This window comes from uncultured Sphingomonas sp., assembly GCF_937859915.1.
Classification (GTDB): Bacteria; Pseudomonadota; Alphaproteobacteria; order Sphingomonadales; family Sphingomonadaceae; genus Solisphingomonas.
The window spans coordinates 1-20,350 of the sequence record NZ_CALMAW010000012.1 but is presented as its reverse complement, the minus strand read 5'-3'; the positions used below and the strand labels follow the sequence as shown (position 1 = coordinate 20,350).

Below are 20,350 nucleotides of genomic sequence, written 5' to 3'. Positions count from 1 at the left end.
TGTTCGAGCGCGACTGCTCGCTCCAGCGCCGCCACCAGAAGGTGATCGAGGAGGCGCCCGCGCCCGGCATGGACGAAGCGACCCGCGCCGCGGTGTGCGGGGCGGCGGTCAAAGCGGCGCAGGCGGTCGACTATGTCGGCGCGGGCACGATCGAGTTCATCGCCGACGCCTCCGAAGGCCTGCGCGCCGACCGCATCTGGTTCATGGAGATGAACACGCGGCTGCAGGTCGAGCATCCGGTCACCGAGGCGATCACCGGCCAGGATCTGGTCGAGTGGCAGCTCCGCGTGGCGTCGGGCGAGCCGCTGCCCCGGCGGCAGGACGAACTCGCGATCGACGGCTGGGCGATCGAGGCGCGTCTCTATGCCGAGGACCCGGCGAAAGGGTTTCTGCCGAGCGTGGGGACGCCCGACCAGGTGATCCTGCCGCAAAACGTCCGCGTCGAGTCCGCGATCGAGACCGGGGACAGCGTCACGCCCTTCTACGACCCGATGATCGCCAAGCTGATCGTCCACGCCCCCGCCCGCAGCGACGCGCTCGCGCGGCTGGCCGATGCCTGCGACGGCGTGTTTACGGCGCCGGTGCGCAACAATGCCGGTTTCCTCTCAGCGCTGCTGCGCGATCCGCGCTTCGGCGCCGCCGAGATGGATACCGGCTTCATCGAGGCGCATCTCGACGGGCTGCTCGACAATGTCGCGACCATCGATACCCGATCCGCGGCGGCGGCGCAGTTCTTCCGTGCGGTGGGCGGATCGGATGCGACTGGCGCCTCGGTCTGGCAGTCGCTGATCGGGTTCCGCGCCAATGCGCAGCCGGATCGCCGCATCCGCTTGATCGAGGACGGGCACGGCATCGAGGTCATGCTCGCCGAGCCGCCCGCGGCCGGATTAGCCCAGGCGCATTATGGCAGAGACGCGGCGATCACGCTGGTCGATCGCGGCTGGCCGCACCGCTATTCGCTGCCGTCGCCCGACGATCATGTCGCGGGCGCCGCCGCCGGCGACGGCGCGCTGGTCGCCCCGATGCCGGGCCGCGTCGTCGCGGTCGAGGTCGCGGCGGGCGACCGTGTCGCCAAGGGTCAGCGCGTCGTCGTGATCGAGGCGATGAAGATGGAGCAGGCGCTGCTCGCGCCGTTCGACGGCACCGTCGCCGAGCTCGGCCCGGCGGCAGGCGCGCAGGTCTCCGAGGGCACGCTGCTCGCGCGGATCGAGGCGGACGAGGCGAAGGCCTAGGACGGGTCGGGAGCCGGCGGCAGCGGTTCGCCGCGACCAAGGTAAGGTCATGCTGAACTTGTTTCAGCATCCCCTGTGCCACAGGCGTCGCGTTCGAAGTGGCGAGATGCTGAACCAAGTTCAGCATGACGGATGAAGGAACGGCGATCGTTCGGCGGCGCGCGACGGCGCCCGTGCCGCTTGTGCTGCGCACAGCCTTTGCGCACTAAGGGCGCGAGCGGGCCAGGGGCGGTCCGCGGGGAGGCCGGTACATGGCGATGAAGCGTTTTGTTCTTTCGCTCGGTTTGCTGCTTGGCAGCGCCGCGGTCGCGCAGCCTCCGGCAGCCCCGCCGGCCGCGCCCGCCCCGACCGGCCCGTCGCGCAGCTTCACCCCGCGCGACGTGTTCTCGCTGGCGCAGGCGAGCGACGTCCAGATCAGCCCCGACGGCAAGCGCATCGCCTATGTCCGCCAGACCGGCGACATATTGATCGACGCCGACCGCCGCGAGATCTGGCTGGTCGATATCGCCAGCGGCGCGCAGCGGCCGCTCGGGGTCGGCGGCAGCAGCCGCCCGCGCTGGTCGCCCGACGGCACGCGGATCGCCTTCGCCGCCAAGGGCGAGGACGGCAAGGTGCAGATCTTCGTCCACTGGCTGGCGACCGGCGTCCACGCCGCGCTCGCGGTGCTCCCCGAAAGTCCCTCCGACATCGCCTGGTCGCCCGACCAGAAGCGGATCGCGTTCACGATGTTCGTGCCCGGCGAGGGTGCGACGCTCGGCACGCCGCTCGCCAAGCCCGAGGGTGCGAAATGGGCCGAGCCCGTCAAGGTGATATCGCAGATCCATTACCGCGAGGATGGCGGCGGCTATCTGCGCCCCGGCTACGACCATGTCTTCGTCGTCGGTGCCGACGGCGGGGCGCCCCGCCAGCTCACCTTCGGCGCGTATGACGACGGCGGCAGCGTCACCTGGTCCGCCGACAGCCGCCACCTGCTGATCGCGACCAATCACGGCAAGGATTGGGAGCGCGATCCGCTCAATTCGGACATCTTCTCGCTCGATGCCGAGACCGCGACGCTCACCCAGCTGACCACGCGCGCGGGCCCCGACGAGGAGCCCGTCGCCTCGCCCGACGGCCGGCTGATCGCCTATGTCGGCTTCGACGACAAATTGCTCGGATTTCAGAATCACGCGCTGTCGGTGATGAACGCCGACGGATCGGGCGCGCATGTGCTGACCGCGGCCCTCGATCGCGACGTCGGCCATCCGCGCTGGTCCGCCGACGGCCACGCGATCTTCGTCAGCTACACCGATCACGGCGTCACCAAGGTCGCGCGCGTCGGGCTCGACGGCAAGGTGAGCGTGGTCGCCTCGGGGCTGGCGGCGGGCGAGATCGACCGGCCCTATGCCGGCGGCAGCTATTCGGTCGCGCGCGACGGCGCGATCGCCTTCGCCGCGGGCGACCCGGCGCATCCGCCCGAGGTCGCGGTCGCGACGCGCGCGGGTGCCACGCGGCGGCTGACCAGCCTCAACCAGGATCTGTTCGCGGGCAAGACGCTGGGGGCGGTGACGCCGCTCGCGGTGACGTCCTCGGCGGGGGGGCTGCCGATCGACGCCTGGATGGTGACGCCGCCCAATTATGATCCGACCCACCGCTATCCGCTGATCCTCGAAATCCATGGCGGTCCGTTCGCCAGCTACGGTCCGACCTGGTCGACCGACGACCAGCTTTACGCCGCGGCGGGCTATGTCGTGGTCTACGCCAATCCGCGCGGCTCGACCTCCTATGGCGAGAGTTTCGCCGACATGATCCATCACGACTATCCCAGCCACGATTATGACGACCTGATGAGCGTCGTCGATGCGGCGGTCGCGACCGGCCATGTCGATCCGGCCAATCTGTTCGTCACCGGCGGGTCGGGTGGGGGGCTGCTCACCGCCTGGATCGTCGGCAAGACCGATCGCTTCAAGGCGGCGGTGTCGCAGAAGCCTGTGATCGACTGGGCAAGCGAGGTGCTCACCACCGACGGCTATACCTCGATGGCGCGCTACTGGTTCGGCAAGATGCCATGGGAGGATCCCGAGCAATATTGGCGCCGCTCGCCGCTCAGCCTGGTCGGCAACGTCAAGACCCCGACCGCGGTGATGGTCGGCGAGGACGATCACCGCACCCCGCCGAGCGAGGCCGAGCAATATTACGCCGCGCTGCAGATTCGCTCGGTGCCGACCGCGCTGATCCGCGTGCCCGGTGCCAGCCATGGCGGACTTGCCGACCGGCCGTCGCAGCTGATCGGCGAGAATGCGGCGATCCTGGCATGGTTCGAGCGCTATCGGCAGAAATAGAGGCGGGGCGCGTTTAGGGGGGCGGGACCTCGGGTCGGGCCCGGGGTGACGGATAGGACATGGCTTAGTCGTCGCTCGTCACCCCGGCCGTTGGCCAGGTCCCGCGCTGTTTACGCCCCGCCGGCCAGCGCGTGCCACACGCCCGGCAGGATCGACGCGACGAGCAGCGCCGCCATCCCGTAGTTGAACGCGCGCAGCGCCCGCGGGTCGGACAAGGCGCGGCTGAGCAACTGGCCCGATCCCGCCCACAGCGCGATGCAGGGCAGTCCGACCACGATCAGCACGCCGGCGATCAGCGGCACGTCGACGAGCAGGTGATCGGGTCGCGCGAAATTGGTGATGGCGCCCAGCACCATCGCCCAGGCCTTGGGATTGACCCACTGGAAGCCGGCGGCGTCGATCGCGCCGAACGGGCGCGCGCGGGCCAGCGCGCCATGCGGGCCGGTCGAGGTCGCGATCCGCCACGCGAGCCATAGCAGGTAGAGCGTCGCGACGACGTGCAGCGCGGTAAAAAGCCCGGGTACCCGGCCGATCACCCCGGCCAATGCCCAGCCGAGCACCAGCACCATCAATGCCAGGCCGCCCGAAATGCCGAACATGTGCGGCGTCGTCCGGCGCAGCCCGAAGGTCGCGCCCGACGAGAGCAGCATCATGTTGTTCGGCCCCGGCGTGATCGACGAGACCAGGCAGAAGCTGACGAGCGGGAGGAGCAGGGTCGGCGGCATCACGGTTCCCCCCGGGTGCGGGATGGCGGCAGCGACGCGACACGGGCAGGTGCGCCGCCGTGCAGCTGCGCGATCCCGCGCGCATAGCTATCGTGCCAGCAGCGCGAGTGCGCAACCGCGGTCTTCGCCTCGGCGACACTGAACGGCGAGGCGCCGCAGACCTCGAGCGCGGCGTCCGCGATGCGCCGTTCCGCAATCCGCGCGGCGCCCGGCGTGGCGGCCGTTGGACGGATCACCCGCACGCTGGTGGTCGCGCCGGGGTCGGCGGCGGCGGGCACGGCGAGCGCAAGCGCGAGCAGGACGGTTGGCAGGTGGCGGGCGTGAACCATGATCTGTCTCCTTGGATCCTCGCGCTTGTTGCCCCGGCGCGCGTCGGGCACTAGAGACGGTGCAGTACGGTTCGACAGAACTGTACGGGCGAAAGGATCAGGACGATCATGCTGGCGCTGGTGCAGGACGAGGGCACGAAGGTCGAGCAGCTGATGGCGCTGGTCCGCCAGCGGATCGAGCGGCGTGCGCTGGTGCCAGGCGCGCGGCTCGCCTCGGTACGCGCGATGGCGGAGTCGCGCGGCGTCTCCAAGTCGACCGTGGTCGAGGCCTATGATCGGCTGGTCGCCGAAGGCGCGATCCGTGCGCGCCCCGGCTCGGGCTATTATGTCGCCGCGCCGCTGGCGCCGCTGGCGATCGCAACCGTCGACGGCCGGCCGGAGCCCGAGATCGATCCGCTGTGGATGCTGCGCCAGTCGCTGCTCACGCATCCCGACACGCTCAAGCCCGGCAGCGGCTGGCTGCCCGACAGCTGGATGCCGCAACCGCTGCTGCGCAAGGCACTGCGCGGAATTGCGCGCGGCGCGGACCTGCCGAGCATGACCCATTATAGCTCGGCGATGGGATCGGAACCGCTCAGGCGGCTGATCGCGCGGCGGATGGGCGAGCAGGGCGTCGAGGCGGGGCCGGATCAGATCCTGCTGACCGATTCGGGCACGCAGGCGATCGATCTCGTCTGCCGCTTCCTGCTCGAGCCCGGCGACGCCGTGCTGATCGACGATCCCTGCTACTTCAACTTCCAGGCGCTGCTGCGCGCGCATCGCGCCCGGCCGATCGGCGTGCCCTATACGCCGCACGGCCCCGACGTCGCCGCCTTCGCCGCGGCGCTCGAAACGCACAAGCCGCGGCTCTACATCACCAACAGCGCCTGCCATAACCCGACCGGCGCCGCCTTGTCGGCGGCGGTCGCGCACCGCGTGCTCAAGCTCGGCGAGGCGCACGGGCTGCTGATCGTCGAGGACGACATATTCTGCGATTTCGAGGCCGAGCCGTCGCCGCGGCTCGCCGCCTTCGACGGGCTCGACCGGGTGATCCGGGTCGGCAGCTTCTCCAAGTCGCTGACCAGCGCGGTGCGCTGCGGGCACGTCGCGGCCCGGCCCGACTGGATCGCCGCACTCACCGACCTGCGCATCGCGACCAGCCTGTCGGGGAGCCCGATCGCGACCGAATTCGTCCATGCCGCGCTCACCGACGGCAGCTATCGCCGCCATGTCGAGCGGCTGCGCGGCCGGCTCGAACAGGCGATGACGCGGACGATCGCGCGGCTGCGCCCGCTGGGCATCACGCCGTGGATCGAGCCGCGCGCCGGTCTGTTCCTATGGGCGAAACTGCCGGATGGGATCGACGCGATCGACGTCACCCGCCGCGCCTTCGCCGAGGATATGGTGCTGGCACCGGGCAATGTGTTCAGCGTCAGCGAGAGTGCGGGCAATTATATGCGGCTCAACGTCGCGATGATGGAGGATGAGCGGGTGTATCCGATTTTGGCGCGCGCGCTGGAGTAATGCCTTTATTCGTCATCCCGGACTTGATCCGGGATCCATAGACGCGGCACCCGACGGGCGCGCGCCGCGGATAGGGATTCTCGCCTTCGCGGGCATGACGGGGTGGGCTGACTACTGCCGATCCGCCAGGATCAGCTCCGCCGCTCGCCAGGCGATCGCCATCGCCGGCCCACTGGTATTGCCCGACACCAAGGTCGGCATGATCGAGGTGTCGATCACGCGCAGCCCCTCGATGCCGCGCACCCGCAGCCGCGGATCGACCACGGCATCGTCATCCGAGCCCATGCGGCAGGTGCCCGAGGGATGATAACCGGTATTGCCGTAGGTGAAGGTCGCCTCGAGCAACGCGGCATCGTCCTGCACGGCCGATCCCGGGATCATCTCCTCGGTGATCAGCGACGCCAGCGCGGGCTGCGCGGCCATCCGGCGGATATAGCGCAGCAGCGCCACCGCATTTTCGCGGTCATAGCGCGTCGCCATATAATTGGCGTCGATCCGCGGCGGGGTGGCATTGTCGCGCGAGGTGATCGCCAGTTCGCCGCGGCTCTCGGGGCGCAGCGTGTAGCCGAACAGCGTGATCGCGGGGTAGGGGCTGACGCCCCCCCGGCCCGAGGTGAAGGGCGCGAGGCCGATCTGGATGTCGGGCTTGTCGAGCGTCGGGTCGGTCTTGACCAGCCCGCCGGCGACGAAGCTCGATTGCGCGAGCGGCCCCTTGCCGCGGACGAAATAGTCGAGCACCGACAGCGCCAGCCGCGGGTGGCGCAACCCGAGATTGTTGCCGCCGCGACGGATGCGATACTGCATCGTCAGCACGCGGTGATCGGCGAGGTTTCGGCCGACCTGCGCGACGTCGAGTACGGGCTCGATCCCCAGACCCTGCAGCAACGCGGCCGGGCCGATGCCCGAGCGCTGCAGCAGGCAGGGCGAGTGGATGCCGCCGGCGCTGAGCAGCACTTCGCGGTTGGCGATGATGAGGCTTTCGGCGCCGTCATGCTTGAGCCGCACCCCCGTCGCGCGGCGGCCGTCGAGCGCGACGCCGAGCACCTCGGCGTCGGTGACGATGTCGAGATTCTTGCGGTGGCGGATCGGCCTGAGGAAGGCGGTGGCGGCGCTGACCCGGCGGCCGCGCTTGATGTTGCGCGTCTGCAGGCCGAAGCCGCCGTCATGCGCGACGCTGGGCGCGTTGACGTCGTCGACGATCGGCACGCCCATCTGCCGCGCCGCCTCGATCGTCGCCTGGCTGACCCTGTCGCGCGCCGGTGCCACCCCGACGTAGAGCGGGCCGTCGCCGCCACGACCCTCGGCGGCGCCATGCTCGTGCCGCTCGATCGCCATGAAGCAGCGGCGGATCTCGTCCCAGCCCCAGCCCGGGCAGCCGTTCGCCGCCCAATCGTTATAATCCTCGGGGATGCCGCGCATATAGACCATGCCGTTGATCGAGCTCGATCCGCCCAGCGTGCGGCCTTTCATCCAATGTTCGGGGGGGCGGTTGCCGCCGGGCGAGGCCTGATAGAAATTGATATAGGGGCTGCCCGGCACGAACAGTTTCGCCAGGCCCATCGGCATGGTGATCAGCATATGCTTGTCGGACGGCCCCGCCTCGAGCAGCAGCACGCTGTTGCGCGGGTCTTCCGACAGACGGTTCGCCAGCACGCAGCCCGACGAGCCCGCACCGACGATGATATAATCATAGCTTGGCCGCATCAGGCGATCCCCAGCGCGGTGCGGATCGCTTGGCCGACCAGGCTGGCACCGTCGAAGCCGCTCATCCGATTGTGGCAATAGGCGACCGACAGCCCCGTGCGCGGGTCCGCCCAGCCGAGCGACCCGCCCGCGCCCGGGCAGCCGATCGCCGTCTCCGACCCGAAGGCGAGCGTCAGCGGCGACTGGCCGTCATACATCCAATAGCCACCCTCGCTGAGCGGCATCGGCATGCCGAAGAAGACCGGGTCGGGCAGCGTGCCCCCCGGACGCATCCGGCCGGACATCGCAACGCGATCCGCCGACAGCAGCCGTTTGCCGTCGAGTTCGCCGCCGCCCGCGAGAATCGCGAAGAAGCGGTCGAGGCTGCGCGCGGTGAAGATGCCGCCGACGCCGGCGATCACGGCGTGGCGGACCTGCGGCTGCTCGAAGATGTCGGGGGCGAGCCGGACCTCAAACGGCAGCGCCTTTTCAAGCGCGGTACCGGGCGGCGGGGGCCGCATGTTGAGGGCGTCGACCAGCGTCGCGATCCGGTGCTCGACCGCCTCGGGCACGCCGATCCACAGATCGGGGATGCCGTAGGGTTCGGCGATCTCCTGCGCGACGAAATCGCGGAAGCTGCGATGCGTGGGGTCGGTGCGGCGCACGATCTCGCCGATCACCCAGCCGAACGACATCGCCTGATAGGCCGGTTGCCCGACCGGGAAGATCGGCGCGAGCGCAGCGATGCCGGCGACGGTCGCGTCCCAGTCGCAGATCGATTCGGGGGTCGCGCCGGGCGGCATCTGCGGCGTACCCGTGCGGTGCGAGAGCGCATCGCGGACGGTCACGCTCTCCTTTCCGTTGGCGGCATATTCGGGCCAGTAGCGTGCGACCGGCGCGTCATAGTCGACCAGTCCGCGCTCGGCCTGGAGATGCAGCGCGGTCGCTGCCACCGCCTTGGTCACCGAGAAGACGTTGAACAGCGTGTCGCCGTCGACGGGTTGGCCGCTCGCCGGGTCGGCGGTACCCGCCCAGGCGTCGACGATCCGCTCGCCATGCAGGCTGGCGGCGACCTGGACGCCAACCTCATTGCCGTCGGCGACCATCTGCGCGAGCACCTCGCGCACGGCGTGGTTCGCGCTGGTGTCCAGGGTCATGGCAAGCTTGCTCCTCTTCCGGCGACGCGGCGTCGCCCGCACCTTGATCCGATGCGCATCGCGGAGCGGGGTGCCACGGCGGGGCGGCGTGCAGGAATAGCAAAGGCGCGCGGATCGCCGCTATCGCCACGGCGATAAGCCGATGCCGGCCCGGTGCCGCTAATCCCGCGCGCCGCGCGCGAAGAGGCGGGCGGAGAGCGCCGCATAGCTCGGGTCGCCGCTGCCGTCGCCGACATCGACCGGCGGCGTGCCGAGCGGCCGCAGCGACTGGTGGTCATAGGTGACGATCCGCTTGGCGAAGCGCCAGCAACCGTCGGCCTCGCGGCGATAGCGGTCGATGTAGCGGACCCAGCGGATGTCCTCCAGCCAGCCGCCCTGGCGGTCCGGGATGACGTGGGTCGCGATCGCGTAGATCTCGCCGTCGGCCTCCTCGCCGTCGAGCGCGATCAGGTGGTTGCAGACGTGATGCCCGCTGTACGGCATGTGCGGCACCGATTTTTCGATGAAGTCGCAATAGGCGGCGGCGGGGCCGTCGAACGTGTCGCCATGCGTGTCGGTGGCGTCCTCGGTATAAAGGGTGCGCAGCAGCGCGACGTCCTTGCGGTCGACCGCGCGGCAATAGAGCAGGCCGAGTTCGCGGATCCGGTCCTTGTCGACCAGCGCGCGCACGGCGTCGGCGGGTGCGTCCATATCCGTCTCCTCTTCGCGACCGTCCGTCGGCGCCCGATATGCGACGCCGACGGGATCGAGGATAGACCGGGCCAGCCGGGATCGCGGGCACGATGGCGCCGACGAGGGGGTCAGTGCGCGGGGGAAGCGCCCGCGATGCCGTTGAGCGTAGCGACCGCGTCCGCGGGCAGGACGAGCGAGGCCGCGGCGAGATTCTCGTCGAGATGCGCGACCGACGAGGTGCCCGGGATCAGCAGGATGTTGGGCGACCGCTGCAGCAGCCAGGCGAGTGCCACCTGCATTGGCGTCGCGTCGAGCTGCGTCGCGACCGCGGACAGTTCCGCCGACTGCAGTGGGCTGAACCCCCCGAGCGGGAAGAAGGGGACATAGGCGATTCCGTCGGCGGCGAGCGAATCGACCAGCGCGTCGTCGTCGCGCTGTGCGAGATTATACTGGTTCTGCACGCAGACGATCTCGGCGATGCCGCGACCCTCCGCAATCTGCGTCGCGGTGACGTTGCTGAGCCCGATATGGCGCACCAATCCCTGGCGCTGGAAATCGGCGAGCGCCTTGAGCGGCGCCGTCAGCGAGCCCTCGGCGGGGCCGTGGATGCTGAACATCGCGCGCAGATTGACGACGTCGAGCGCCTCGAGCCCGAGATGGCGCAAATTGTCGTCGATGGCACGGGCGAGGTCGTCGGCGCTGAAGGCGGGGTTCCACGAGGCGTCCTCGCCGCGGCGCGCGCCGATCTTGGTGACGAGCACGAGGTCGGCCGGATAGGGCGACAGCGCCTCGCGGATGATCCTGTTGGTGACGTGCGGGCCATAGAAGTCGCTGGTGTCGATATGGTCGACTCCCGCGGCGATCGCGGCGCGCAGCACTGCGAGCGCGGCGTCATGGTCGCGCGGCGGGCCGAAGACGCCGGGGCCTGCCAGCTGCATCGCGCCGTATCCCATGCGCTTGACGGTGCGGCCGCCCATCGTGAACGTGCCGGCTTGATCGATCGGGTGCATGTCGGTCTCCTTTGACGCCGCCTAGGTAAGCGTTGGCGATCGTGCGGATAATCCGGCATGACCCGCACAGGCTGTGCGGACGGGCGGACAATGACTCCCCATTTTGGCGACCTGACCGCTTTCCTCGCGGTGGCGCGGGCAAACGGCTTTCGCGAGGCGGCGCGGATCGGCGAGGCGAGCGCCTCGGCGCTCAGCGAGGCGGTTCGACGGCTCGAGGCCGATCTCGGCGTGCGCCTGTTCCACCGCACCACGCGCAGCGTGACGCTGACCGAGGCCGGTGCGCGGCTGGTCGACCGGCTGACGCCGGCGCTAAGCGCGGTCGAGGCGGCGCTCGACGTCGTCACGGGCTTTCGCGACACACCGGCGGGCACGCTCCGCCTCAACGTGCCCGTGAGCGCGGCGCGGCTGGTGCTGCCCGCGATCGTGCCCGCTTTTCTCGACGCCTATCCCGACATAGAGATGGAGGTGGTCGCCGAGGACGGGTTCGTCGACGTGCTGGCCTCGGGGTGCGACGCGGGCATCCGCTATGACGAGCGGCTCGAGCAGGACATGATCGCGATCCCGATCGGCCCGCGCGTGCAGCGTTTCGCGACCGCCGCGGCACCCGCCTATCTCGACCGCCGCGGCCGCCCCGAGCATCCGCGCGACGTGCTTGAGCATAGCTGCGTGCTCGGCCGCTTCGCCAGCGGTGCGATGACCAGCCCATGGGAATATGAGCGCTGCGGGGAGGTGCTGCGGGTCGAGCCCAAGGGCCGGCTGGTCGTGCGCATCGGCGGCGGCACCGATCTCGCGGTCGAGGCGGCGATCGCCGGCGTCGGGCTGATCCACCTGTTCGAGGACTGGCTGCGGCCCTATATCGATCGCGGCGCACTCGAGCCGGTGCTGGAGGACTGGTGGCAGCCCTTTTCAGGCCCGTTCCTATATTATTCGGGCCGCCGCCTCGTACCCCCGCCGCTGCGCGCGTTCATCGACTTCATCAAGCTGCAGCGCTGGTAAGAAGCGCCGTTGGCCTCGCGCCTCCTTCCACTATCTTCGCGAGTTCCGCGCGGCTCGCTCTCCGCGGTGCTTTGCCCGCCGCCTGTGCCATTCTTCATGTCGCCGCCATCGTCGCCCGGATGACGACAATGTAATATTGCACCCGCGAGATACCATGGTATAACATATCATCGTAAGCGGACGGGTGGCTGAAGCCTCCGGCGTATCAGGGAGCTTCCATGCGCGTGAATTTCTTGGGCGGTGTCGCCTTGTCCGTCATCGCGATCGCCTTGCCCGCCGGGGGGGCACGCGCCGCCGACGCTGCACCAACCGCTGCGTCGGCCGCGACGGTCGATCCGGCCGCCCCCAACGCCGCCCCCAATGCCGCCGCCCCGAACCCCGCCGCCCCCGCGCCGGCACCGCCGCCGGGCGCCGGCAACAGCAGCGCGATCGTCGTCACCGCCAAGCGGCTCGACGAGGCGCGCGCCTCGATCCAGCCGTCGCTCGGCGCGACCAGCTACGGCGTCGATCAGGCGACGATCCAGGCGTTGCCCGGCGGCGACAATCAGCCGCTCAACCAGCTCATCCTCCAAGTGCCCGGCGTCGTGCAGGACGGCTTCGGCCAGCTCCACGTCCGCGACGACCACAATGGCCTGCAATATCGCATCAACGGCACGATCCTGCCCGAGGGGCTCGCGGTGTTCGGCCAGACGCTGAGCCCACGGCTGATCAACAGTTTCAACCTGCTGACCGGCGCGCTGCCCGCGCAATATGGCCTGCGCACTGCGGGTATCATCGACATCACCACCAAGAGCGGCTTCGACAATAAGGGCGAGGTGACGCTGTACGGCGGCAGCCACGACACGATCGAGCCCAGCGCGTCTTATGGCGGCTCGACCGGCTCGACCAACTATTTCGCCAGCGGCAGCTTCACGCACAACCGGCTCGGCATCGAGAGCGTCGACGGCTCGTCCAACCCGATCCACGACAAGACCGATCAGGCGCAGGCCTTCGGCTATGTCGACCACATCCTCGGCGACGGCGACCGCATCTCCTTCCTCGGCGGCTATTCGAACGACTATTTCCAGATCCCCGATCCCGCCGGCCTGCAACCGACGGGTGGCTTCAACGTCGGCGGCCAGACCGCCTATTCGTCGAGCGACCTCAACGAGCGGCAGATCGAGCGCACCGGCTTCGGCGCCGCCTCCTGGCTCCACAATGCCGGTGCGCTGACCTGGCAGACCTCGCTGTTCGCGCGCTATTCGGAGCTGGTCTACCGCCCCGACGTCACCGGCGAGCTTCTGTTCAACGGCCAGGCGCAGGACGCGGTCAAGAAGGACTTCACCGTCGGCCTGCAGTCCGAGGCGGCGCTCAAGCTCGGCGACAGCCATACGCTGCGCGGCGGGATCGTGATCACGCGCGACCATGGCACCAGCGCCACCGATACCTTCGTCTTTCCGGTCGACGGCAATGGCGTGCAGACCGGCCAACCCTTCGGCATCGCCGAGCACAGCGCCGCGACCGAACTCACCGAGAGCGTCTACCTGCAGGACGAATGGAAGCTGGCGCCGACCGTCACGCTCAACTTCGGCGGGCGCTTCGACCATTATTGCGGCTATCGCTGCGAGGAGCAGCTGAGCCCGCGCGTCAACGTCGTGTGGCAGCCGACCTCGCGCACGACGGTCCATCTCGGCTATGCGCGCTATTTCTCGCCGCCGCCGTTCGAGAATGTCGCGACGACCAGCGTCGGTCAGTTCGCCGGTACCAGCGCGGCGGCGCCCTCGCTTACCGACACCACGCCGTTCGCCGAGCGCCAGAATTATTTCGATGCGGGCATCCAGCAGAAGATCGGCCCGGTCTCGGTCAGTCTCGACGGCTATTACCGCACCTCGAAGAACCTCGTCGACGAGGGCCAGTTCGGCGCGCCGATCATCCTGACCCCGTTCAACTACCGCCAGGGCCGCATCCACGGCGTCGAGGCCAATGTGAGCTACCAGCACGGGCCGTGGCTCGCCTACGCCAATTTCGCGTATGCCAAGGCGCAGGGCAAGGACATCACCTCGAGCCAATTCAGCTTCTCGCCCGAGGATCTCGCCTACATCGCCAACCACTATATCTATCTCGACCACGACCAGACCTACACCGGCTCGGCGGGTGTTTCGTACAGCTTCCGCGAGGGCTTCCTCGCCGGGTCTAAGCTCGGCGGCGACATGCTCTACGGGTCGGGACTACGCACCGATCTGGCGCTTGCGGACGGCAGCGACATCCCCAACGGCGCGCATCTCAAGGGCTATGCCCAGTTCAACCTGACCGCGAGCCACAAGTTCGACCGGCCGGGGATCGAGGTCCGGCTCGACGTCACCAATGTCGCCGACCACAAATATGAGATCCGCGACGGCAATGGCGTCGGCGTCGGCGCGCCCGAATATGGCCCGCGGCGCGGCGTGTTCGTGGGGATCACCAAGGATATTTGAGGCACGCTTGTCCGCGACGACCTCTCTGCCCGTTCGCACTGAGCGTAGTCGAAGTGCCTGTTGCAAGCGCTGCGCCTGCGTCACGTCCTTCGACTTCGCTCAGGACGAACGGGTTCGCGCGAGCAGGCTTACGCTGCCATCGCATAGCGCGCGCGGTGCCGGTAGCTCGCCAGCACCGGGACCAGCATGAACAGCGCCAGTGCGACATTGCCCAGCACATAGGCGCCCCCCGCGCCCTCCAATCCGAACAGATGCGCCAGCACCGTGAGCAGGCCCAGGAACAGCGCGGTCGCCGCCGCCTGCGCGGCCAGCGCGATCCGCTGGCGCCCGACCATGTAGAGCAGCGACTGCAGCGGAAAGCTCGCCATCGACACCATCAGCGCGACCATCATCAGCGAGAGCAGCGGGTAGGCGGCGAGATATTTGTGGCCGAAGGCGAGCCCGATCAGCGGTCGGCCGCCGAGCAGGATCAGCAGCACTATGACCAGCCCGAGCGCGCCGGCCAGGGCGCCCGTGCGCAGCCCCAGCCGCCATGGCTGCCTGCTCGCCGGGTCGAGCCGCATGATCTCGGGATAGAAGCCCTTGGTCAGCAGGTCGGCGGGCTTGCCGGCCGAATCGAGCAGCGTGCTCGCGATCTTGTAGAGCCCGGCGGCCGCCGGGCCGAGCACGCCGCCGACGACGAGGTTGCTGACCGGCCCCCAGCCGGCACCGAGCGAGGTGGCGATGTTGGTCGTCCACACGAAGCTCCACGCCTGCGGCAGCCGCCGCGCGGTGCCGAGCAGCCCGGGGCGGAGCGCGCCGAGCAGGCCGCGGCGCCTCAGCTCGCGCACCGCAAGGCCCCACAGGATCAGGTCGCCGGCGAGATCAGCGACGTACCAGGCGACGACGAAGCCCGGAAAGCCGAGATGCGCGAAGAAGGCGATCGCAGCGCCTGTGCCGCGCAGCAGCGGGGTGACGAGCTGCTGGCCCGCGATCAGGTCGAATCCGTCGATCAGCCGCAGCACCCCGGTCGGCGTCGCCGCCGCCATCGTCGGCACCAGCGTGCAGTAGATCATCGCCAGCGCGAGATGGCCGCGGTCGATGCCGAAATCAGCGGCGACGAACGGCAGCACCGCCATGGCCGCCGCCATGCCGACGATCCCGCTGCTGATGTCGAGCCCGACCGCGAGGCGGATCGAGTCCGTCGCGGTCCGTTCGTCGCCGCGCAGCAGTGCGGGCGCGCCGTAGCGCAGGATCAGCTGCCAGCTCTGGAATTTGACGATCGCACCGGCGCCGGTCGCATAGGTGTGGACCAGCGTCAGCACGCCGAACAGCACCGGGTCGAGCCCACGCCCCGCGCAGACCAGAGCAATCAGCCCGAGTCCCGCGCCGATCAGCTTGGTCGAGCCGAGATAGCCCGCATTGCGGAGCACCGCGCGGAACACGCCGTCCTTGAACCAATGTCGCATGATTCGCGTCGTCTACCCGTCCAGCGCCCGATTCTGCCCACGCCTTCGGCGGATTTTAACGGCTAGGCAAGGTTCTGGGTGGCGCGCCACTGCCGTTGGGCGCGCGTAGCTCGGTTCGCCGCAGCGCCGCATCGATTGGCCGCTTGGCGCTTGGTCGCCCGCCCGATACCGTTAACAGGGACGGCGTTGGGGACGTCGGGGGCTTACCAAATGCTGAAGCGCACAAGGCTGGTACTTTGTTCCATGGCACTTGCCATCGCAACTATTCCGGCCGCAGCGGACGCCCAGAGCTCGACCTTCTGGCAGTGCGTGACCTTCGCCCGCATGTATTCGGGCATCCAATTGTTCGGCAATGCCGCGACCTGGTGGAACCAGGCGCTCGGCAAATATAGCCGCGGCAACGCGCCCAAGGAGGGCGCGGTGCTGGTGTTCAAGGCGATCGGTTCGATGCGCGCCGGCCATGTCGCGACCGTCAGCCAGGTGATCTCGGATCGCATCGTCAAGGTGACCCATGCCAACTGGTCGTCGCGCGGCCAGGTCGAGCGCGACGTCGAGGTGATGGACACCTCCGCGCGCAACGACTGGAGCTCGGTGCGCGTGTGGTTCAAGAACCTGCACGATCTCGGCCAGCGCGAATATCCTGCTTACGGCTTCATCTACGGCGGCAAGGCCCCCAAGGGTGCCGCCAGCGCCGCCGCCGACACCGACGCAAAGCCGGTGATCGACGCCAAGCTGCTCAAGGCCGACGCCGCGATCAAGTCGGCCCGCTCGGCCGCCCCGCTCGCCGCGCTGATCGGCTGAACGCGGCGCGTCTTCCGGACGCCCGCCTTCCTCTTCGGCATCATCCCGGACCTGATCCGGATCCAGGGCTTCACGCGCTTCGGTCTGCGGCCCTCGATGCCCGATTGCGTCCGGCATGACGGGTGAAATGCGACCGGCCGCAAATGCCAAAATCCTTCTCTTCACCGCTTGCTTACCGGTGATCGGCTAGGCAGCCTGTCCTGAGACGGGACGGGTGGAACGATGGACGGCAGCAGGGCAAGCGACGCGCGACCGCGCTCGGCGGTGTCGACGGGGGTGGGGCTCGCCGGGCTTGCCGGCTTCGCGCTCTTCTATCTGGCGGTGCGTATCGCGCATCTCGAGGCACCCTGGGTGCCGCTTGCCGGCCTTGCCGCCTGCGCGCTGCCGATGATCGCCTGGTCGCTCGCCGTCGACCGCGTCCACCGCAACCCCTCGACCGGGATCGACTGGGACGGGCCACCGCGCGGCTGGGCCGACGCGCTCGACACCGGCCTCGTCAAGCTCGCCGGACTGTGGACGACCTGGGGTCTGATCGCCTGCGTCTATGCGGTCGGACGCTGGTACTGGTTCAACGGCTATCTCTACGCGATGCACGTCATGGCCGCCGCACTGGTGCCGCTGGTGCTGCTGTCGATCCCGTACGTGCTCTGGCTCGAGCGGCGCCTGGTCGACCGCGAGGACGGCGCCTGGGCGTTCGGCCATTGGCTGCTTGCCGGCGGTCGCACCGTCGATCCGGCGCTCAGCCCCAAGATCGCCAACCATCTGCGCAGCTGGGCGATCAAGGGCTTCTTCTCGGCCTTCATGTTCTCGGCGCTGCCGGGCAATTGGGCCAATGCGATCGACATCGACCCGACGACGATCGTCGGCAACGTCATCCCGCTGTCCGAGGGGCTGATCGCGCTGATGTTCCTGATCGACGTCAGCATGGGCACGGTCGGCTATATCCTGACGCTGCGCCCGCTCGATGCGCATATCCGCACCGGCAACCCGTATGCGCAGGCGTGGATGGCGGCGCTGATCTGCTATCCCCCGTTCATCCTGATGAACCCGGGCGGGCCGCTCGACTATGCGCCGGGCCAGCTCGGCTGGTCGCGCGCCTTGGCGGATCACCCCGTCGTCCAGCCGGCGTTCGGCATCCTGCTGGTGCTGCTGACCGGCGCCTATGCCTGGGCGACGGTGGCGTTCGGGCTGCGTTTCTCCAACCTCACGCATCGCGGCATCCTGACCCACGGGCCGTATCGCTTCACCAAACATCCCGCCTATGTCGCCAAGAACATCTTCTGGTGGTTCGCCGCGCTGCCGATGCTGACCACCACCGGGCTGACCAGCGACGCACTCCGCAATTGCTGCATCCTAGCCATCATCAACGGCGTCTATGTCTGGCGCGCCAGGACCGAGGAGAAGCATCTGTCGGCGGACCCGGCCTATGTCGAATATGCCGCATGGATCGCACGGCATGGGATGCTGGCGACGGCGTGGCGGGCGGTGGGGTTGCGGCGTCGGGAGCGGGTAGTGGCGTCGGCGGAGTGACCGGCGACCTGATCCCCCTCTCCCCATCGGGGAGAGGGTTGGGGTGAGGGGGAGCGACGGCGCAGCCGGCGCGTCCCACCTCGGAGGTCGGCCACCCTCACCCAACCCTCTCCCTCAAGGGAGAGGGCTACCGGCTCAGAACGACATCTCGTCGTAGATCCGCCCGATGTCGCCGCCCCACACGCCGTTATAGCGGTCGAGCAATGTCTCCGCCGGCGTCTTGCCGCTGGCGACGATCTCGCGGAGCGGGTCGAGGAAGCCGGTCTCGTCGTCGCCCGATCCGTTCAGACGCTTGCGCGCGGACAGGCCGGCATGCGCGATGTCGAGGATCGGCTTGGCCAGCTCGCGGAAGCTGCGGCCGCGCGGGCCCTTGGTGGCGAGTGCCAGCGTCGGCACCTGCTCGCGGATGCGCTGATGGTCCTCCGCGGTCCAATGCTTGACCTCGTCCCACGCTGCATCGAGCGCGGCGTCGTCGTAGAGCAGCCCGACCCAGAAGGCGGGCAGCGCGCAGATCTTGTTCCACGGGCCGCCGTCGGCGCCGCGCATCTCGAGGAAGCTCTTCAGGCGCACCTCGGGGAAGGCGGTCGAGAGATGGTCGACCCAGTCCGAGGGAGTCGGCGTCTCGCCGGGCAGCACCGACAGCTTGCCCGCCATGAAGTCGCGGAACGACAGGCCGGCCGCATCGATATATTTGCCGTCGCGGTAGACGAAGTACATCGGCACATCGAGCATGTAGTCGGCATAGCGTTCGTAGCCGAAGCCGTCCTCGAACACGAACGGCAGCATGCCGGTGCGGTGCGGATCGGTGTCCGTCCAGATGTGCGAGCGGTAGGAGAGATAGCCGTTGGGCTTGCCCTCCTTGAACGGCGAATTGGCGAACAGCGCGGTGGCGAGCGGCTGCAGCGCCAGCGAGACGCGGAACTTCTTCACCATGTCCGCCTCGCTCGCATAGTCGAGGTTGGTCTGGATGGTGCAGGTGCGCAGCATCATGTCGAGCCCGAGGTCGCCGACGCGCGGCATATGCTCGAGCATGATCTTGTAGCGACCCTTGGGCATGGTCGGCAGCTCGGCGCGCGTCTTGTCGGGCCAGAAGCCCATGCCGAGGAAGCCGAGCCCGAGCTTGTCGCCGGCTTCCTTGCACTGCGCCAGGTGGCGGCCGGTCTCGGCGCAGGTCTCGTGAAGATTGTCGAGCGGCGCGCCCGACAGTTCGAACTGGCCGGCGGGCTCGAGGCTGATCGCGCCGTCGGCCCCCGACATCGCGATCACCGTGCCGCCCTCGCGCACCGGTTCCCAGCCATAGGCGGTGAGCGCGCCCAACAGGTCGCGGATGCCGCCGGGCTCGTCATAGGAGGGCGCGCGATGGTCGGCGGTGCGGTACACGAACTTCTCGTGCTCGGTGCCGATCCGCCAGCGTTCCTTGGGTTTTTCCCCCTTGGCGAAGACGGTCAGAAGGTCATCGAAGCCGGCGATGCGGGCCTCGTCGGCAAGGGTGTCGGCGCGCGTCGTCATCGCCGCGCCCTAGCCGTTACCGATCGGTATGGAAAGAGGCGTTAGCGCCAATCCCCCGCGGCGCCCATCCACAGCGAGACCGCCGCCAGCGCCGCCGTCTCGGCGCGCAGGATGCGGGGGCCGAGCGAGATGCCGCGCGCCTGGGGCAGGGCGCGGATCGCCTCGCGCTCGGCCGGGTCGAAGCCGCCCTCGGGGCCGATCAGGATCGCGGCGGGGCCCGGCGCGGGGGCGAAGCGCTCGCCGCCGGTCTCGTCGGCGAAGAACAGCATGCGGTCCGCGGGCCAGTCGCGCAGCAGCGCGGCCAGCTTGACCGGCTCGTCGAGCGCGGGGAGCGCGGTGCGACCGCATTGCTCGGCCGCCTCGATCATGTGCGCCCGCAGCCGCTCGCGGTTGAGCCGATCGATCACGGTGCGCCGCGTGATCACGGGTGCGAGCCTGGCGACGCCGAGCTCGCACGCCTTCTCGGCGAGCCAGTCGATCCGCTGGCGCTTGATCGGGGCGGCGACCAGCCACAGGTCGGGCACCGGCTCGCGAGGCCCGAGATGCGCGACCATCCGCAGGCGGGCGTCGCGCTTGCCCGTCGAGACGATCTCGGCGGCCCATTCGCCGCTGCGATCGTCGAAACAGCGCACCCCGTCGCCGCTCTTCAGGCGCATCACCGCGAGCAGATAATTGGCCTGCGCCGCATCGAGCGCCACCTCGATGCCGTCGCTCAACGCGGAATCGACGAACAGGCGGGGCGCGCTGTCGAGGGGCCAGGCGGGGGTCGCGGTCATCCGCGGCGGCTTAGCCGCGGAGCGGGACGGGGGGCAAGGCGGCTATCCGTTGATGCCGGCGTCGGTCCCGGCATAGGAGCCGCGCCGAAGACCGCGGTGTTTCTGCGGCGTCTGCGTGCCGTCGGGGGCGGTCGGCGCCGGGATCGCGGCCGGCATCCGGCTATGCGCCTCGATCGTCGGGGCGGGCGGGCCGTAGGTGCCGGTG

Annotated in this window: 16 protein-coding genes; 7 read left to right on the top strand and 9 right to left on the bottom strand. The window is 69.2% G+C overall.

Features of this window, described 5'->3' with window-relative positions; genetic code table 11:
• Both Q0326_RS02005 and Q0326_RS02000 read left to right on the top strand, forming a co-directional pair.
• On the top strand, window positions 1–1,232 hold a 1,232-nt coding region (locus Q0326_RS02005; protein WP_298686540.1), incomplete at its 5' end, for a biotin/lipoyl-containing protein.
• Between the two features lie 257 nt (window positions 1,233–1,489).
• Window positions 1,490–3,553 (top strand): S9 family peptidase, encoded by a 2,064-nt coding sequence (locus Q0326_RS02000; RefSeq protein ID WP_298686538.1) that lies wholly within the window; start codon window positions 1,490–1,492, stop codon window positions 3,551–3,553.
• A 110-nt stretch (window positions 3,554–3,663) separates the two neighbouring features.
• Here Q0326_RS02000 and Q0326_RS01995 read toward each other — a convergent pair whose 3' ends face one another.
• Window positions 3,664–4,278 carry a LysE family translocator gene (locus tag Q0326_RS01995; protein WP_298686536.1) on the bottom strand — a complete coding sequence of 205 codons (615 nt, stop codon included), beginning with the start codon at window positions 4,276–4,278 and terminating at the stop codon, window positions 3,664–3,666.
• A complete protein-coding gene (locus Q0326_RS01990) occupies window positions 4,278–4,607 on the bottom strand; it encodes a UrcA family protein (protein ID WP_298686534.1) in 330 nt (109 codons plus the stop codon). The genes Q0326_RS01995 and Q0326_RS01990 overlap by 1 nt, the downstream gene beginning before the upstream one ends.
• A 108-nt stretch (window positions 4,608–4,715) precedes the next feature.
• Between Q0326_RS01990 and Q0326_RS01985 the strand changes: the two genes are divergently transcribed.
• On the top strand, window positions 4,716–6,110 hold the full coding sequence (locus Q0326_RS01985; RefSeq protein WP_298686532.1) for a PLP-dependent aminotransferase family protein: 1,395 nt from the start codon (window positions 4,716–4,718) through the stop codon (window positions 6,108–6,110).
• Window positions 6,111–6,221: 111 nt separating this feature from the next.
• On the opposite strand, the gene Q0326_RS01980 is transcribed toward Q0326_RS01985, so the two are convergent.
• The 4 genes from Q0326_RS01980 to Q0326_RS01965 all read right to left on the bottom strand — a co-directional run bounded on the left by Q0326_RS01980 (window position 6,222) and on the right by Q0326_RS01965 (window position 10,632).
• The gene (locus Q0326_RS01980) at window positions 6,222–7,814 is read right to left on the bottom strand and encodes a GMC family oxidoreductase N-terminal domain-containing protein (protein ID WP_298686530.1); all 1,593 of its coding nucleotides are present in this window, start codon (window positions 7,812–7,814) and stop codon (window positions 6,222–6,224) included.
• Window positions 7,814–8,950 carry a serine hydrolase domain-containing protein gene (locus Q0326_RS01975; RefSeq protein ID WP_298686528.1) on the bottom strand — a complete coding sequence of 379 codons (1,137 nt, stop codon included), beginning with the start codon at window positions 8,948–8,950 and terminating at the stop codon, window positions 7,814–7,816. Before Q0326_RS01975 ends, Q0326_RS01980 begins: the two co-directional genes overlap by 1 nt.
• Before the next feature lie 159 nt (window positions 8,951–9,109).
• Window positions 9,110–9,640 (bottom strand): nuclear transport factor 2 family protein, encoded by a 531-nt coding sequence (locus Q0326_RS01970; protein ID WP_298686526.1) that lies wholly within the window; start codon window positions 9,638–9,640, stop codon window positions 9,110–9,112.
• 110 nt (window positions 9,641–9,750) lie between these two features.
• Window positions 9,751–10,632: an aldo/keto reductase family oxidoreductase gene (locus Q0326_RS01965; RefSeq protein ID WP_298686523.1), complete on the bottom strand. Its 882-nt coding sequence runs from the start codon at window positions 10,630–10,632 to the stop codon at window positions 9,751–9,753.
• 90 nt (window positions 10,633–10,722) lie between these two features.
• Between Q0326_RS01965 and Q0326_RS01960 the strand changes: the two genes are divergently transcribed.
• Together Q0326_RS01960 and Q0326_RS01955 are read left to right on the top strand one after the other, a co-directional pair.
• Window positions 10,723–11,628 carry a LysR family transcriptional regulator gene (locus Q0326_RS01960; RefSeq protein WP_298686521.1) on the top strand — a complete coding sequence of 302 codons (906 nt, stop codon included), beginning with the start codon at window positions 10,723–10,725 and terminating at the stop codon, window positions 11,626–11,628.
• A gap of 218 nt (window positions 11,629–11,846) precedes the next feature.
• Complete coding sequence (locus Q0326_RS01955; RefSeq protein ID WP_298686519.1) at window positions 11,847–14,081, top strand: TonB-dependent receptor; 2,235 nt, start codon at window positions 11,847–11,849, stop codon at window positions 14,079–14,081.
• A gap of 128 nt (window positions 14,082–14,209) precedes the next feature.
• On the opposite strand, the gene Q0326_RS01950 is transcribed toward Q0326_RS01955, so the two are convergent.
• Window positions 14,210–15,529, bottom strand: coding sequence for a lipopolysaccharide biosynthesis protein (locus Q0326_RS01950; RefSeq protein WP_298686517.1), 1,320 nt, complete (start codon window positions 15,527–15,529; stop codon window positions 14,210–14,212).
• Window positions 15,530–15,772: 243 nt separating this feature from the next.
• On the opposite strand from Q0326_RS01950, the gene Q0326_RS01945 reads away from it, so the two are divergent.
• Together Q0326_RS01945 and Q0326_RS01940 are read left to right on the top strand one after the other, a co-directional pair.
• Complete coding sequence (locus Q0326_RS01945) at window positions 15,773–16,330, top strand: CHAP domain-containing protein (protein ID WP_298686515.1); 558 nt, start codon at window positions 15,773–15,775, stop codon at window positions 16,328–16,330.
• Between the two features lie 222 nt (window positions 16,331–16,552).
• Entirely contained in the window at window positions 16,553–17,860 is a 1,308-nt protein-coding gene (locus Q0326_RS01940) for an isoprenylcysteine carboxylmethyltransferase family protein (RefSeq protein WP_298686513.1), read from the top strand.
• 135 nt (window positions 17,861–17,995) lie between these two features.
• On the opposite strand, the gene Q0326_RS01935 is transcribed toward Q0326_RS01940, so the two are convergent.
• Together Q0326_RS01935 and Q0326_RS01930 are read right to left on the bottom strand one after the other, a co-directional pair.
• Window positions 17,996–19,369: a glutamate--cysteine ligase gene (locus Q0326_RS01935; RefSeq protein ID WP_298686511.1), complete on the bottom strand. Its 1,374-nt coding sequence runs from the start codon at window positions 19,367–19,369 to the stop codon at window positions 17,996–17,998.
• 41 nt (window positions 19,370–19,410) lie between these two features.
• Window positions 19,411–20,145 carry a 16S rRNA (uracil(1498)-N(3))-methyltransferase gene (locus Q0326_RS01930; RefSeq protein ID WP_298686509.1) on the bottom strand — a complete coding sequence of 245 codons (735 nt, stop codon included), beginning with the start codon at window positions 20,143–20,145 and terminating at the stop codon, window positions 19,411–19,413.
• Window positions 20,146–20,350 lie beyond the last annotated feature (205 nt).